We start from the raw sequence: 13,815 nt of genomic DNA, 5'->3' as shown, positions 1-13,815 counted from the left end.
GCCACGACATTGCGGTCGTCGACCGTTGTCACCCTGCGGCGACAGAAATCATCAGGTCAGCATGCCTATCGGTGGGCAGTGCTTAGGTCGGTCAGTTTTGTGCGGCGGATAAGCCCATCATCGCGTCTGCGTGGGTGGCGGTGAAGGCCTCGAACAGCGGTGCACAATCGTCGAGTTCCCAGAGATGGTGGGCGGCATCGATGATCGTGTCGACGGCGGCGGGAGCGAGAAGGTGGGCGGCGGTGGCGCGGAACCGCGCCACGACGGCGTCGTCGCCGAGCCAGGGCACGTCGTCGACCGCCGCGCTGTGCACGGCGCCGTCCGTCAACCGAATCTCCACCTGTGCGGGCTGCTTCCCCTGGGCCAGGAGAGGATCGAGGCCGGGGTCGATCTCGATCCGGCACCGGCCGATCAGCGCGGCCAGGTCCGGGTCCGAGAACCGGATGTAGGTGTCCTCATCGACCCGCCCGTATAGCACCGCCGAGGCCACGGCGTACTGCAGACTCATCTTGGACTGCTGGACCTGGAAGAACGGGCCGGGGTTGTCGCAACCGGGGTAGGCCTGCGCCTGCGCGAAGGTCTTGATGGTGACCGATTCGATGTCACCGGGTCGGCCAGTGATCTTGTTTCGGGCGGCCAGGGCGGCGGCGATCGGGGTCTGGATCAGATTGCAGCCGGCGAACGGTTTGTGCCGCACGTCCAGGATCCCGAACGGCTCGTGCAGGCTGCGCGCGAAGTGCTCGGCGCCGGCGCGGCCTGCGCCGTAGGCGTTGAACAGCCCGTCTCGTCCTTCGAGGACGGACTCCGAGGCGCGCATCCCGGCGCGGGCGAGATCGAAGGCGACCAGTCCGCCGCGCGCGGCCGTGCCGGTGTGCGTGTAGATCTCCTGACCGCCGGCCCAGGGCCACTCGTTCACCCCCGCCGCCGCGTTGGCGGCGAATCCGAGCGCGTGCACGGCCACGTCCTCGTCGACATCGGTTGCCGCGATGGCGGCGGACGCCGCCCCGAACGCTCCGTGGATCCCGGACGGACGGAAATGCCGGGTGGACGGACCCTGACGGACCGCGACGCCGAGCCGCACCGACATCTCGTACCCGCCGACGAGGGCCCGCACCAGTGCGCGACCGGACAGACCGTCACGCTGCGCCAGCGCCAGCGCCGCGGGAATGACCAGCACCCCGATATGGCTGCCGCTGCGCACGTGCATGTCGTCGCGGATCAGGCTGTGCCCGAGGACGCTGTTACCGAACGCCGCATCGTCTGCCCTGATTCGGTGTGCAAGTCCCCACTGATGCGACTGCGGCGTCCCGCCGCCGCTGCCGATGTAGTTCAGCACCGCGGGCGCCCAGGGTGAGGACAGCCCGCCGATGCAGGCACCGAGGTAGTCGAGCAGGCAGATCGCCGCCTTCGTGTGCACCTCCGCGGGGATGTCGAGAGCGGCGAGCTCGCGTAAGCGGCGGGCAGCACTCCGGGTCAGTGACACGGCGTCGGCCGATTCCGGGGTCGTCGCCCAGGGTGCGGCATCGGTCATGGCATTCTCCGTTCTCGGCGACAGCGCGGGGGTGTAGTGCGGTGGCCGGTGATGGTGCGGTCGGGTGAGCGCGTGGGCGAGGTCGGCGGGAGCGTTGAACCCGTGCCCGAAAAATCGGCAATCGGCGCGCGGAAACGGGGCGGCGTGCGGCGCCGTCCGATCACCGGGTTCGCCGGTGTGGCGTCAGAGTTCGCGTTTGACCCGTGCGAGGAAGTCGTCGAGTTCGGGTGTCCACTTCGGTTCGGTGCCGGTGGTCAGCAGGAAGGCGTCCACCCCGAGGTCGCGGTACTGCCGCAAGGATTTCATGATCCGGTCGGGGGTGCCGACCAGGGCCGCGGAGTTCGCGAATCCGCCGAGGAGCGAGACCAGGCGGGCCCAGAAGCAGTCGTCGTGCAGTTCCTCCTGGGCGTAGGCGAGCTGACGTTCGCGGCCGACGGAGGCGTCGGTGCTCGACGAGCGCAGGAAGGTGTGGGTGCCCTGGGCCTCGAGGATGTCGTTTTCCGCGCGGCGGGCCGCTTCCCAGGCCAGATCGTCCGTCTCGCCGAGGAACAGCCGCAGGCTCAGCGAGAACTGCGGGGCGCGGCCGTAGGTTGTCGCCGCCGCCTGCACCCGTTGAATCCGTTCCCGGGTGCCGGCGAGGGGTTCACCCCAGAGCATGTAGAGGTCGGCGTGGCGGGCACCGAAGTCGATGGCCTCGTCGCTTTCGCCGCCCATGTAGATCGGGACCTGCCCGTTTACCGGGCGGACGAGCTGCTTGACTCGTTCTTCCTTGTAGTACTTGCCGTTGTGGTCGAATGCTTCGGGGTTCGCCCAGGCCTGCCGCATCACGTCGAGATATTCGATGGCGCGTTCGTAGCGGGCGGTCTTCTCGGTGTAGTCCCCCTCGCGGTGCAGGTCCTTCTCGGAGCCGCCGCTGACCATGTTGATCGCGATCCGGCCGCGGGAGACGACGTCGAGGGTGGAGAAGTACCGGGCCGCGGCGGCCGGGTCCATCACTCCCGGGCGGTGCGCGACGATCAGTCCGAGCCGCTCGGAATTGGCCAGCATGTACGGGGCGTAGGCGTGGTTGTGCGGCCAGATCGAGGAGTAGCCGACCAGCACCCGGTCCAGTGCCTGCGAGCTGTCCAGTTCGCGGGTGCTCTTCTCGAGTTTGTCGACGGCGGCCTCGTTGAACGGCATTGCGTTGGCCACACTGAATATCTGAACCATCAGGTCTCTCCTCGAGGTATTTCGTCGAACCGATCACCGGCGGCCGGTGCCGCGGGAAGGCCGGAATGTCGCCCGCGAGCCTGCCCCGCGAGTCAACTCCCACTTCGTATGCGTCAAGACCACCGAAGGCATGTAAGCATGCTGTCAATTATGACAGCATGCTTACATACTGTCAATCAATCGTCGTCTCATTGCCCGCGCCACACCGGGGCGCGCCTCTCGGCGAAGGCGCGGGCGCCTTCCTGTGCGTCCTTCGACGCGAAAACCGGTTCGGTGTACCGTTTTTGCGCAGAGAAGGCATCCGGATCGGTGTAGCGCGCGGACATCGCGACGACCTGTTTGGTAGCGCGGATCGCGAGCGGGGCGTTGCGGCCGATCCGGCCCGCCAGCTCGCGCGCGGCGGCCAGGGCGCCGCCCGGGTCGGTGAGGCGGTTGACGAGGCCGTGGCGGTGGGCGGCCTCGGCGGGCAGCGGGTCGCCGGTCAGGGCCATTTCCATGGCGAGCTGGTAGGGCAGGATCTTCGGCAGCCGCAGCAGACCGCCGCCGCGGGCCACCAGCCCGCGGGTGACCTCGGGGATACCGAACTTCGCATCCCTGGCTGCGACGATCAGATCGGCAGACAGCGCCAGCTCGCACCCACCGGCCAGCGCCCACCCCTCCACCGCGGCGATCAGCGGCTTGGACGGCGGCGCCTCGGTGAGCCCGGCAAAGCCGCGGCCGGCAATTGTGGGCCGTTCTCCTCTCGCGAAGCCTTTGAGATCCATTCCTGCGCAGAATGTTCCACCGGCACCGGTGAGAATTGCGACGGTCAGGTCCGGTCGGGATTCGAATTCGTCGATCGCGACCGCCAGCGCCTTCGCCAGTGCGAGATTGACCGCATTCTTGGCGTCGGGGCGATTGAGAGTGATGACGAAGATTCCGTTTTCGGCCTCGGTCAGGATCTCACGCACGCCGGTCTCGTCGGGGTTGCGCATGGACGGCCCGGCTCACTGTGATGCCGCCGCGTTCGGTGTGTCCTGCGGGCCGAGGACTCGGAGCGCATCGCGTTCCGGGTTGATCGCGAGCAGCGCCAGGGCGGCGCCGACGATCGAGACGAAGCCGAACACCTGGAACGCCTGGGCGTAACCGGCGGCGGGTGAGGCGGCGGCGTCGACGATCTTGCCGGTGATGAACGGCGCGAACACCCCGCCCAGGGACATCAGTGCGAAGAACACCCCCAAGGCGCCGGCGAGCTGACGCTGCGGGCAGATCTGCGAGATCGCGCCACTGAGCTGCGGATAGATGACGGTGCCGAAGCCGTAGCCGATGGACACCACCGCGACGACGAGACCGGGAGCGCCGAGATACGGCACCGAGATCAGGGAGAGTCCGCACAGCAACAGCGCGATGCCCGGTAGCACGCCGCGCAGTGCTCGCGCGCTGTACCCACGGCTCATCAGGAAGTCGCTGACCGGTGTCACCAGGAACAGCGCGAGGATGGCTCCGACGGCGGGCAGGACAAACAAGGTGCCCGCCTGAACCCGGGAATAGCCCAGACCCGCTTCGAAATACGAGGGAAGAAAGGTCAGGGTGACGGAGAGTACGGCGTTCATCGCGATGACCGCGCCGGTGGCGGCGATAAACGTCGGGGTCCGGAGGATGCGCAGCCACGGCACCGTGGGAGTCGCGCCGGCCTCGACGTCGTCGGCGGTGATTCCCTTGGATGCGGCGGCCGCCTTGGACTCACTGTACGGGCCCTCGGTCCAGGTCAGGAGCCACAGCACGCACCACGCGACACCGATACCGGCGAGGATGAGGAATCCGGTGTGCCAACCCCAGTGCACGATCGCCAGGGTGAGGCCCGGGACGATGAGGAGCTTCGCGAACGAGCCGGCCGAGGTGATGAACGCTCCAGGGAGCGAACGCTTTTCCATCGGATGCCAGGTATACACCGCGGTGTAGATGAGCGAGGCACCCGGCCCCTCGGACAGGCCGAGGAGGAACCTACTGGCCAGCAGCACGGCAAAACTGGCGGCGAAGACCATCGGCAACATGCACAGCGCCCACGCCAACGACATCAGGATCAGCGACCAGCGCAACGCCAGCCACTTGTTGAGCAGCCCGGTCGCCATGCCGCCGATGATGTACGCCAGAAAGAACGCGCTGCCGGCCAATCCGATCTGGGACGAGGTCAGGCCCAGATCTTCCTGCAGGGGCCGCGCGACCAGGCCGAGCAGCAGCTTGTCCGCGTAGGTGATGACGTACAGGACGGAGAGCACCAGGGTCAGCCCCCACGCCCGAAACCGGGAATGGGACGATCCGGACGAGTTCAATGGCGCTTGCGCCGAGGTCTGCAGAGCGGCTTCGGACATGGTGGTCCCTTCGAGGAGGGGAGGAATGGATCCACCCAGGATTCGGCGCCGCGATCGTTTTCGGGGGCCCCGATCATCAGGGTAGCTGCTATGTACGCATGCTTACACTAATCAGCATGCGTACGTGATGTCAACCACATGTCCGCTCCATTGGCGGGTCGCACTGAGCGCCCACGCCCGCGTTACAGCACGTCGTCGCCGGAGAATTCCTTGATCTCCGCCTCGATCGCATGTGCGCACTGGCGCAGCATGGTGTTCAACTGCTCGATCTGCTCGTCGTCGAACAGGTCGGTGAACGTCGAGTTGATCTTGTTGACCCGTGCCCCCATCTCGGCCAACGCTTCCCGGCCCTCCTCGGTGACATGCAGCGACAATGCGCGCTCATTCTCCGGGCGTTGGCGGCGCTCGATGTAGCCGCGTTTCTCGAGCTGGGTGACCATCCGCGTCATCGTCTGCGGCCGGACGAACGCCCGTCGGGACAACTGGATCAGAGACAGGCTCGGCTGATCCGCCATGATCCGGAGTGCGGCGTAGCTCGACAGCGTCAGGTTCCACGGCGCCAACCGCATCGTTCCGATCTGATGAACCGCGCGCTGCAGCCGGGACACGGCGTCGACCACCAACGTGGCGGGCTCCATGGGCGCAAGTTCGGTGGCATCGCGGTTTCCGGCCGAGTCGGTGGTAGTCACGGCTACAGAGTAGGCGCTCGGTCGCACACCAGGTCTGCTCCTCGCGCTCGGTCGGTTTAGGCGACACGCCATTGACGAGTATGTAAGCATGCTGATGTAATGCAGCAGGCTTACATCCATCGGTGGTCCCCACACGCCCGCCATCCCACGTGCACGTGATGTGACCTGGACAAGGAGATACCGCAATGATTCTTTCCGTCGACAACGCCCGATCACTCGCCGAGGCCGCGATGACCGCGGTCGGGCATACCGACGCCGAAGCGGCGATCATCGCCGATCACCTGATCGACTGCGAATTGCGCGGGCTGTCTTTCGGCGGACTGCCGCGGGCGCTGTCGGTGATCGAACACCTCCAGTCCGTCCGCCCGACCCGCCGGCCCATCGAGATCGTGCGGGAGACTCCGGTGTCGGCGACCCTCGACGGCGGTCAGCAGGTCGGCTACCTGGTGGCGCGGCGCGCCACGGATATCGCAATCGACAAAGCCGCCGCCTCCGGTGTGGCCGTGGTCGGCGCGTCGAAAACCTGGTACACCGGCATGTTCTCGTACTACCTGGAAAAAATCACCCGGGCCGGACTCGTCGGCATGATCGCCGGAAGCGGTGGCCCGAAGGTCGCCCCGCACGGCGGAACCGAGGCCCGGTTCAGCACCAACCCCATCGCGTTCGGATTCCCCACCCAGGCCCACCCGGTGATCTGGGACATCGGCACGTCGAGCATCATGCTCGGCGAGGTCATGCTGGCAGGCCGGCTCGGCACCGAACTGCCCGAGGGCCGCGCGTTCGACACGGCCGGCCAGCCGACCCGCGATCCCAATGCCGCTCTCGACGGCGCCTTCACCGTCTGGGGTGGCCATAAGGGCTCGGGGCTGGCGATGATGGTCCAACTGCTCGGCATCCTCGGCGGTCAGGCGGCCGCACCCCAGGGCCTGACCGACTGCGGATTCTTCGCCGTCGTGGTCGACCCCGCCGTCCTCGGTTCGGCCGAAGACTTCCGGCAGAAGGCCACCGACTTCACCGACAGTGTTCGCGCGACCCGCCCACTGGAGCCCCAGGCCCCGGTCCGGGTGCCGTTCGACCGCTCGGTTGCCGAACGGATCCGGCGTCTCGCCGCGGACGCCATCGAGGTACCCGATCAGGTCGTCGATGCCCTCACCCGGATCTCCGGCGTGAGCGTCTCGGCCTGAGCGGCGATTCTGCCGCCGTCGTCATCATCACAAGTCACCGCCACGAAAGGACAACACACTTGTCTATCAACCGGATTCGGGTCGTCGGTGCGGGCGCCATGGGCCGGGGTATCGCCCAGGTTGCCGCTGTCGCCGGGATCAGCGTCGAGATCACCGACGTCTCCGACGAGGCGGTCACCACGGCGCTGGATTTCGTGGCCAGGATGATTCGCCGATCGGCGGAGAAGGGTCAACGCTCGGTCGCCGACGCGGAGGCTGCGGTAGCGCGGCTGCGTCCGGGAGCCGGTCCCACCGCCCCCGATCACGGTCTCGACCTGGTCATCGAGGCCGTCGTGGAGAACCTCGAGGTCAAGCAACGGCTGCTTGCCGAAATGGAAACCGCCGCACCTCACGCGATTCTGGCATCGAACACCAGCTCGATTCCGATCACCACCATCGCCGCCGCGCTCGAGAATCCCGGCCGGCTGGTGGGGCTTCACTTCTTCAATCCCGTGCCGCTGATGACCCTGGTCGAAGTGATCCCGGGCTTGCGGACCGATCCGGCAGTGGTCGGAGAGGCCGTCGAATTCGTCGACACGCTCGGCCACACTCCGATCGTGGCCCGGGACACCCCGGGATTCCTGGTCAACCACCTCGGCCGGGGACTGCCCACCGAGGCACTCGCCCTGCTCTTCGAGCAGGTCGCCTCCGAGGTCGACATAGACCGCATCGCCCGCGACACCCTCGCGCTGAAGATGGGGCCGTTCGAGCTGATGGACCTGACCGGCCTCGACGTCTCCCACCCAGTGATGGAGATCGTCTCCGCCGGATTCTACGGAGATCCACGCCTGCGGCCCTCGCCCCTGACCGCCTCGCGGGTGACCGCCGGGTTGCTCGGCCGCAAGACCGGCGCCGGGTTCTACCACTACCCCGGCGGTACCCAAGCTGTCCCCGACGAGGAGTTACCCGCCGCGAACCCCGGGGCGGTGCCGGTACACGTGCACGGCAACATCTCGTTCACCGACACCCTGCGCTCGGTCGGGATCACCGTCACCGATACCGCCGAACCGGACGCCGTCTCGATCGTCTTCCCTCTCGGTGAGCCCGCACACCGCACCATCCTCCGCACGGGACTTGACCCGGCCCGAGCCGTGGGCATCGACCCGCTGACCGTGTCCGGACCGCGGCTCACCGTCGTCGTCCCCGCCACTCTCGATCCGGCGGCCGGTCAGGCGGCGCTGAAAACCCTGGCCGCGCTGGGCCGCCCGATCACCGTGACCGCCGACGGGCCCGCACCGGTGGCACAGCGCCTGCTCGCCGCCATCATCAACATCTCCTGCGCCCTCGCCGAACACGGCATCGGCTCGCCCGTCGACATCGATGGGGGTGCCCGTCTCGGTCTCGGCTATCCCCGCGGCCCCCTCGAATGGGGTGACCGACTCGGCCCCGATCTGATCGTGCGGATCCTCGACAGGTTGCTCTCCTACACCGGCGACCCGCGGTACCGCGCCAGCGGATGGCTCCGCGCACGAACTGAACTCGGTATGCCCCTGCGCGAACAGGGCACCAGGCCTGCGGACATCACCCACGCACACGCCGGCATGACCGGATGACACGTCCAGCGGAGTCGATGAGCGACGAACACGCGTTCTTCACCGCCACCGGCCGGGAGTTTCTGCCCCTACCGACCGCGAGGGGCGGTTGGTCCGCCGACATGATCACCGGGCCCGCGGTGACCGGCCTTACAGCGCGGGCGCTCGAGACGGCGCACAGCGCGCCAGGATTTCACCCGGCCCGCCTGACCGTGGATCTCTGTCGGCCCGTGCGAAACAGACCGCTGACCGTGGTGACCACCAGCGTCCGGGAGGGCAACCGAATTCGGGTGGCCGATGCCGAACTTCTCCAGGACGGCGAAACGGTGGCCCGCGGATCGGTCGTGCTGCTGAAGCGCTCCTGCCCGCCACCCGGGACAGTGTGGCAACGTCCCCGACTTCCCGGATCACCCCCGCCGCACCTTGTCGATGACCTTTCCGTTCCTCCGGGATCGACATGGTTCGGCAGCGATGACCACCCAGCCGGATGGTCCACGAACCGGACCGAACACCAGGGCCCCAGCAGAAAGCGGATGTGGCAACGCCCAAGCAACATCGTCGCGGGCGAGGAGCTCACACCTTTCATCCGCGCCGCCATCGTCGGCGACGCCACCAACCTGATGACGAATTGGGGCACCGCCGGCGTCGGATACATCAACGCCGACCTCACCCTTGCCCTGGCCCGACTACCCGACGGGGCGGAGATCGGGCTCGAATCGGACAATCACCTCAGCGCCGACGGTATCTCTGTCGGAACAGCGACCATGTTCGACCGCCACGGACCTGTCGGGACATGCACAGTCAGCGCACTAGCCAACGAGGGGCGCCAAATCGACTTCGCGTCACAACGCCCAAAGTGCACTCGCGCCTCCCGCAAAGAACACCCGAAACCTGGCACTTCGGTGTACGCGGATCCTGACGGGCCGCGTTTATTGTCAGCCAATTGACTTGTGAGGATTGTCCACATAATCGAGACGGAGGGGGATACCGAGGCCGTCGACAAGCTGATGACCGCTGGCCGGTACCAGTTCCGCTACATCGCGCAACGGCTGCTCGACGACCGCGCGGAGAAGGCCGAACGCGCCGCCGCCGCCCAGCCCTACCTCGACAGGGGATACGCGATCCTCGCCGAAGAACCCCAGTACGGCACAGATGTCCTGCTCGCCGACCTGGTCGCCGCCGACGGCAGCGAGGTCGCCGCCGCCTACACCGAGACCGACCCGGCCCGGTGGGCGGTGTGGCTGAGTAAGGACGAACGCTACTTCGACACCGAGAGCGGCGAGGAAGTCGACGGCGAGGACGTGGACTGGTCCACCGAGAACCACCCCAACGCCACCCCGTACGAGGGGCACCGGCACGCGAACACGGTGCAAACCCGCCAGGTCTGGACGCCGGAGTACGTGTGCCTCGACCTCGACGGTGCCGCAGTGGCGCTCTCACCGGTACTCGCAGCGGCCCGAACCGCAACCGAGGGTGAAGGCACCGAGGACGACGCTGCTGCAGCCCTGCGGATGGAAGCCGAGTCCAAGGAACGCCAGCGTAAGGAACGCCGCCAGGTGCGGGAGCTGAACAAGCAGGCGCCGCCGCGACCACCGTCCGCCGCGACTTCCTGCGCACCACACTGCTGGCACGCAAGACCGCCCCGAAGGGCACCGCAACATTCATCGTGGCAACCCTCGCCGCCGACTCCGGACTGCTCTCGGAGTACAACGCCAGCACCCTGGTTCCCGAGCTGCTCGGTTTCACCGACTTCAACATCGGCAGCGGCGTGCTCAAACTGCTCGACACCGCCACCGACAACCGCGCCCAGGTGATCACCCTCGCGCTGGTCGCCGCCGCGCTGGAAGCCCGGATGGTCAACGACGCGTGGCGCTCGCGTCCCCGAAGCGTCGACCGCTACCTGACCTTCCTGACCGAGCACGGCCACACCCTTGCCCCGGTCGAGGAAGTCATCGCAGGACAGCGCACCCCCGACGACGTCGAGATCGACTGACCACAACCCCCTGGCCGAGGGGCGAGGACCCACCTCGCCCCGGCCAGTGGGGCCAGCCGGGTTACCGCGAACACGCGGTCGGCCGCACCCCGCGCCGAAGACCCAGCCCCAACCCACCAGCGCACACGCGGCGCGGGCTGCGGCCGAAGGCGGACCACTCGCCACCGCGGCCGGCCCGCGGACCCGGCGCACCAACGGCAGGTGCCCCGAGAAAAAGAAAAAGCGCCGAGAAGCGAAAAGAAAAACAATCCGGGCACCTTTCCCTTTTCTCTTTCAGTTTTCTATCGCCACGCCTCCGCATCAAGTCCGCTCCTCGGAAACTTTTCCACGCGGTCGTCCACTCCCTTATTTCGCGGAAAGCTTTCCCCGCTCACCCTGACGCTCCGGCGACGCGCCAGAACCTTCGCCAGTGCAAGGGAAGGCGGAGATATGGGCAGGTGAGAGGGCTTGAGCGGTCTGCTCACCGGGGTTGACGCGGGCCGACATATCGCAGAAGAAAATGGCGTATCAATCATTTATTAATGGCCTGTAAATTTCTCTTCGAATAACTGGGAAAGGCTTGGAAATGACGCAATTATTCGATAAAATAAACACAATCAGAAATGTGACGGAGGGGGAAATTATGACGGTCACCGTATACACCAAACCGGACTGCGTTCAGTGCAACGCCACCTACCGCGCCCTCGACAAAGAGGGGATCGACTATTCGATCGTCGACCTCACCGAGAACCCCTCCTCCCGCGACCGTGTGATGGGACTCGGCTACCTCCAAGCGCCCGTCGTCGTGGCCGGCGACCAACACTGGTCCGGCTTTCGCCCCGACCGCATCGCGGCACTCGCCGCAACCTGACACCCCGATGTCCGCGAGAAAGGATCGAACCGGCATGAGCACCGCACTCTCCGTCGTCCCCGGCACCCCCGAGCTTGCCGGTGTCGACCCGATTCAGCCCGAAGACTACGCAGATGACCTGCACAACGACGTCGAAGCGCTGTTCCTGTGCGCCCTGCTCTGGGCACCGGCCGAAGCCGCCACCCGAGCCGTCGACCTCCTCGAGACCACCGACTTCGAACGCACCACCCACCGGGAGTTCTTCCGCCTCATCACCCGCCTGCTCCGCGGCGGCGCACCCCACAACCCGGCCATGGTCGGAGCCGCCCTCGAACAATCCGGTCACCTCGCCGGCCACCACGGATCCGAACGCTCCCGCCACCTCGCCAACATCACCACCCTCGGCGCCGAACACACCGCCCTCGACCACTACACCCGCGCCGTCATCTCGCAGGCCTACCGGCGGAGCTTCCGCGCCGCCGCCGAATCCCTCGCCCAAGCCGCCGAGCAACTTCCCGAAGACCAGTTATCTACAGTGCGAGGACGAGAGATGTACAACGCGCCAAGTCAGGCTCTGACAGTGATCTCTGTGACGAAGATGGTCGCGACTGTTGGGAACGCCTGTCGATTCCGGCGCAACGAATCACATCCCCCCATTGCGGAGTCGGCCCGATGACCGCGGCTGCGTTCGTTCCCGAAACGAGCAACGGAACGGTTCGAGCGTGCCCCTCCTGTGGTCACGAACCGGCGACCAGGGCTGAGGCGGCGCATCAGTCGGCTGATCTCGAGGTCACCTGGCTCAGTGCCGCCCCGGACCGTATCGGCTCGCTCGTCGTCCAACGCTGCTGTCGCCATTGCGCACCGACCACGCCGGTATTCGACATCGCCTGTACCTTGTGCGGTGACGGTCCGATCCTGACCGGTCAACTCGCCGTCGCGGCATACAGTTCCCTGCCTGTGGTGGTGCAGCGATGGCTTGCCGGGGCCGGTTGGCGCACCTCGCCGATGCTGCTGTGCCCGGACCATTGCCTTCGCGCCCGGCCTCCGCGTGGTTGTCGACTCAGTCGCAATCGAGCCGTTTAAGGCCCCGGCAATGGGAACGTCACCGGACGGGCTATCGGGTTTGTGCTGGTCAGCGAGTTTCGGTCAGGGCTGGCTTTCGGGACGTGGCGGTCGGCGTTCCGCAATCGTCGTGCGTCTGCCGAGATTCCTCCCAGCGGCGACTCTCCTACAGCGATTTGGCGATGATGCTCTTCATCACCTCGTTGGCGCCGGCGTAGATTTTCTGGACGCGGGCGTCTTCGTACATTCGGGCGATGAGATATTCGCGCATGTACCCGTAGCCGCCGTGCAGTTGGACGCACCGGTCGATGACGGTGCACTGCTGTTCGGTGAGCCAGTATTTGACCATCGCGGCCTCCGCGGGGTCGAGCTGACCGGCGAGGTGTTCGCTGATGCAGTGATCGAGGAACACCTCGCAGGTGCGGGTGATGGTCTGGCATTCGGCGAGTTCGAAGGCGGTGTTCTGGAATTCGAACAGGCTGTGTCCGAATGCCTGCCGTGATTTGGTGTAGTCGACGGTGTCCTCGACCGCTCGCCGCATGGCACCCCCAGCCTGCGCGCCGATGATCAACCGTTCCTGCACCAGCTGCGCGATCATCTGCCCGAAGCCCTGTCCCTCTCGTCCGAGCAGGTTCGTCACTGGGACGCGGACGTTGGTGAAGGACAGCTCGGAGGTGTCGGCGCCGTGCTGGCCGACCTTGTCGAGGACTCGCCCGACTTCGAAGCCGGGGCAGGCGCGTAGGTCGACGATCAGCAGCGACACCCCTTTGGCTCCGGCCTTCGGGTCGGTTTTGACTGCGAGCACGATCATGTCGGCCGAGGAACCGTTGGTGATGAAGGTTTTGGAGCCGTTGACCACGTATTCGTCGCCGTCGCGGACGGCGGTGGTCTTGATGGCCTTGAGGTCCGATCCGGCGCCGGGCTCGGTCATGCCGATGGCGCCGAGGATATCCCCGGTCGCCATGCCGGGCAGCCACGTCGTCTTTTGTTCGTCGGTGCCGTATTCGAGGATGTAGTGCGCCACGATGCCCGAGTGCACGGAGATGCCGAAGGACAGGTCACCGGCGTAGCCCTGGGCGTCGAAGACGGCGAGGTCGTGCGCGAACGTGCCGCCTCCGCCGCCGTACTCCTCGGGGATCGAGCAGCACAGCAGTCCGAGTTTGCCGGCTTCGAGCCACACCGAGCGGTCGATGCGGTGCTGGGCGTCCCAGGTTTCGTTGTGGGCGACGACTTCTCGTTCGAAGAATTCGGCGGCGAGGTCGGACAGTGCTTTGACCTCCTCGTCGTGCCACGACGGGACGTACTTCTTCATGGATGTTCCTTTTCGATCGTTTATGGTGCGGTGCTGCGAGGCGGCACCATCGCCTGCGTGGGTGTGCGCCTCGCCGTGGCGGTT

At 66.6% G+C, this 13,815-nt stretch carries 13 protein-coding genes; 6 read left to right on the top strand and 7 right to left on the bottom strand.

Annotated elements, in window-relative coordinates; genetic code table 11:
* Window positions 1–91: 91 nt before the first annotated feature.
* The 5 genes from ACFVJ3_RS40305 to ACFVJ3_RS40285 form a co-directional block, all read right to left on the bottom strand.
* A complete protein-coding gene (locus tag ACFVJ3_RS40305) occupies window positions 92–1,531 on the bottom strand; it encodes an MmgE/PrpD family protein (protein WP_378457387.1) in 1,440 nt (479 codons plus the stop codon).
* Between the two features lie 183 nt (window positions 1,532–1,714).
* Window positions 1,715–2,740, bottom strand: a complete 1,026-nt coding sequence (locus tag ACFVJ3_RS40300) for an LLM class flavin-dependent oxidoreductase (protein WP_378457386.1) — start codon at window positions 2,738–2,740, stop codon at window positions 1,715–1,717.
* Between the two features lie 188 nt (window positions 2,741–2,928).
* Window positions 2,929–3,690, bottom strand: a complete 762-nt coding sequence (locus tag ACFVJ3_RS40295) for a crotonase/enoyl-CoA hydratase family protein (RefSeq protein ID WP_378457408.1) — start codon at window positions 3,688–3,690, stop codon at window positions 2,929–2,931.
* Window positions 3,691–3,726: 36 nt separating this feature from the next.
* Entirely contained in the window at window positions 3,727–5,091 is a 1,365-nt protein-coding gene (locus ACFVJ3_RS40290; RefSeq protein ID WP_378457385.1) for an MFS transporter, read from the bottom strand.
* 182 nt (window positions 5,092–5,273) lie between these two features.
* Window positions 5,274–5,780: a MarR family winged helix-turn-helix transcriptional regulator gene (locus ACFVJ3_RS40285; RefSeq protein WP_378457384.1), complete on the bottom strand. Its 507-nt coding sequence runs from the start codon at window positions 5,778–5,780 to the stop codon at window positions 5,274–5,276.
* Between the two features lie 185 nt (window positions 5,781–5,965).
* Here ACFVJ3_RS40285 and ACFVJ3_RS40280 point away from each other — a divergent pair, with 185 nt between their 5' ends.
* From ACFVJ3_RS40280 to ACFVJ3_RS40270, 3 genes are read left to right on the top strand one after another with little or no spacing between them, the layout of a single operon-like run.
* Window positions 5,966–6,964: an Ldh family oxidoreductase gene (locus ACFVJ3_RS40280; RefSeq protein ID WP_378457383.1), complete on the top strand. Its 999-nt coding sequence runs from the start codon at window positions 5,966–5,968 to the stop codon at window positions 6,962–6,964.
* Between the two features lie 59 nt (window positions 6,965–7,023).
* Window positions 7,024–8,556 (top strand): 3-hydroxyacyl-CoA dehydrogenase, encoded by a 1,533-nt coding sequence (locus tag ACFVJ3_RS40275; protein ID WP_378457382.1) that lies wholly within the window; start codon window positions 7,024–7,026, stop codon window positions 8,554–8,556.
* A gap of 17 nt (window positions 8,557–8,573) precedes the next feature.
* Window positions 8,574–9,482 carry a thioesterase family protein gene (locus ACFVJ3_RS40270; protein ID WP_378457381.1) on the top strand — a complete coding sequence of 303 codons (909 nt, stop codon included), beginning with the start codon at window positions 8,574–8,576 and terminating at the stop codon, window positions 9,480–9,482.
* On the opposite strand, the gene ACFVJ3_RS40265 is transcribed toward ACFVJ3_RS40270, so the two are convergent.
* Window positions 9,471–9,893 carry a hypothetical protein gene (locus ACFVJ3_RS40265; RefSeq protein ID WP_378457380.1) on the bottom strand — a complete coding sequence of 141 codons (423 nt, stop codon included), beginning with the start codon at window positions 9,891–9,893 and terminating at the stop codon, window positions 9,471–9,473. The two genes, ACFVJ3_RS40270 and ACFVJ3_RS40265, sit on opposite strands and share 12 nt — an antisense overlap.
* A gap of 308 nt (window positions 9,894–10,201) precedes the next feature.
* Between ACFVJ3_RS40265 and ACFVJ3_RS40260 the strand changes: the two genes are divergently transcribed.
* The 3 genes from ACFVJ3_RS40260 (at window position 10,202) to ACFVJ3_RS40250 (ending at window position 12,033) form a co-directional block, all read left to right on the top strand.
* Window positions 10,202–10,528 carry a hypothetical protein gene (locus ACFVJ3_RS40260; RefSeq protein WP_378457379.1) on the top strand — a complete coding sequence of 109 codons (327 nt, stop codon included), beginning with the start codon at window positions 10,202–10,204 and terminating at the stop codon, window positions 10,526–10,528.
* A gap of 622 nt (window positions 10,529–11,150) precedes the next feature.
* Window positions 11,151–11,378 carry a glutaredoxin-like protein NrdH gene (gene nrdH, locus ACFVJ3_RS40255; protein WP_378457378.1) on the top strand — a complete coding sequence of 76 codons (228 nt, stop codon included), beginning with the start codon at window positions 11,151–11,153 and terminating at the stop codon, window positions 11,376–11,378.
* Window positions 11,379–11,412: 34 nt separating this feature from the next.
* A complete protein-coding gene (locus ACFVJ3_RS40250; protein WP_378457377.1) occupies window positions 11,413–12,033 on the top strand; it encodes a DnaB-like helicase N-terminal domain-containing protein in 621 nt (206 codons plus the stop codon).
* Window positions 12,034–12,585: 552 nt separating this feature from the next.
* Here ACFVJ3_RS40250 and ACFVJ3_RS40245 read toward each other — a convergent pair.
* Window positions 12,586–13,731, bottom strand: a complete 1,146-nt coding sequence (locus ACFVJ3_RS40245; RefSeq protein WP_378457376.1) for an acyl-CoA dehydrogenase family protein — start codon at window positions 13,729–13,731, stop codon at window positions 12,586–12,588.
* Between the last annotated feature and the right edge of the window lie 84 nt (window positions 13,732–13,815).

The sequence above is a fragment of the Rhodococcus sp. NPDC127593 genome (assembly GCF_042671975.1).
Taxonomy (GTDB): domain Bacteria; phylum Actinomycetota; class Actinomycetes; order Mycobacteriales; family Mycobacteriaceae; genus Rhodococcus_F.
Note: the sequence above shows the minus strand (reverse complement) of the source record. Positions and strands in the feature narration are given on the sequence as shown.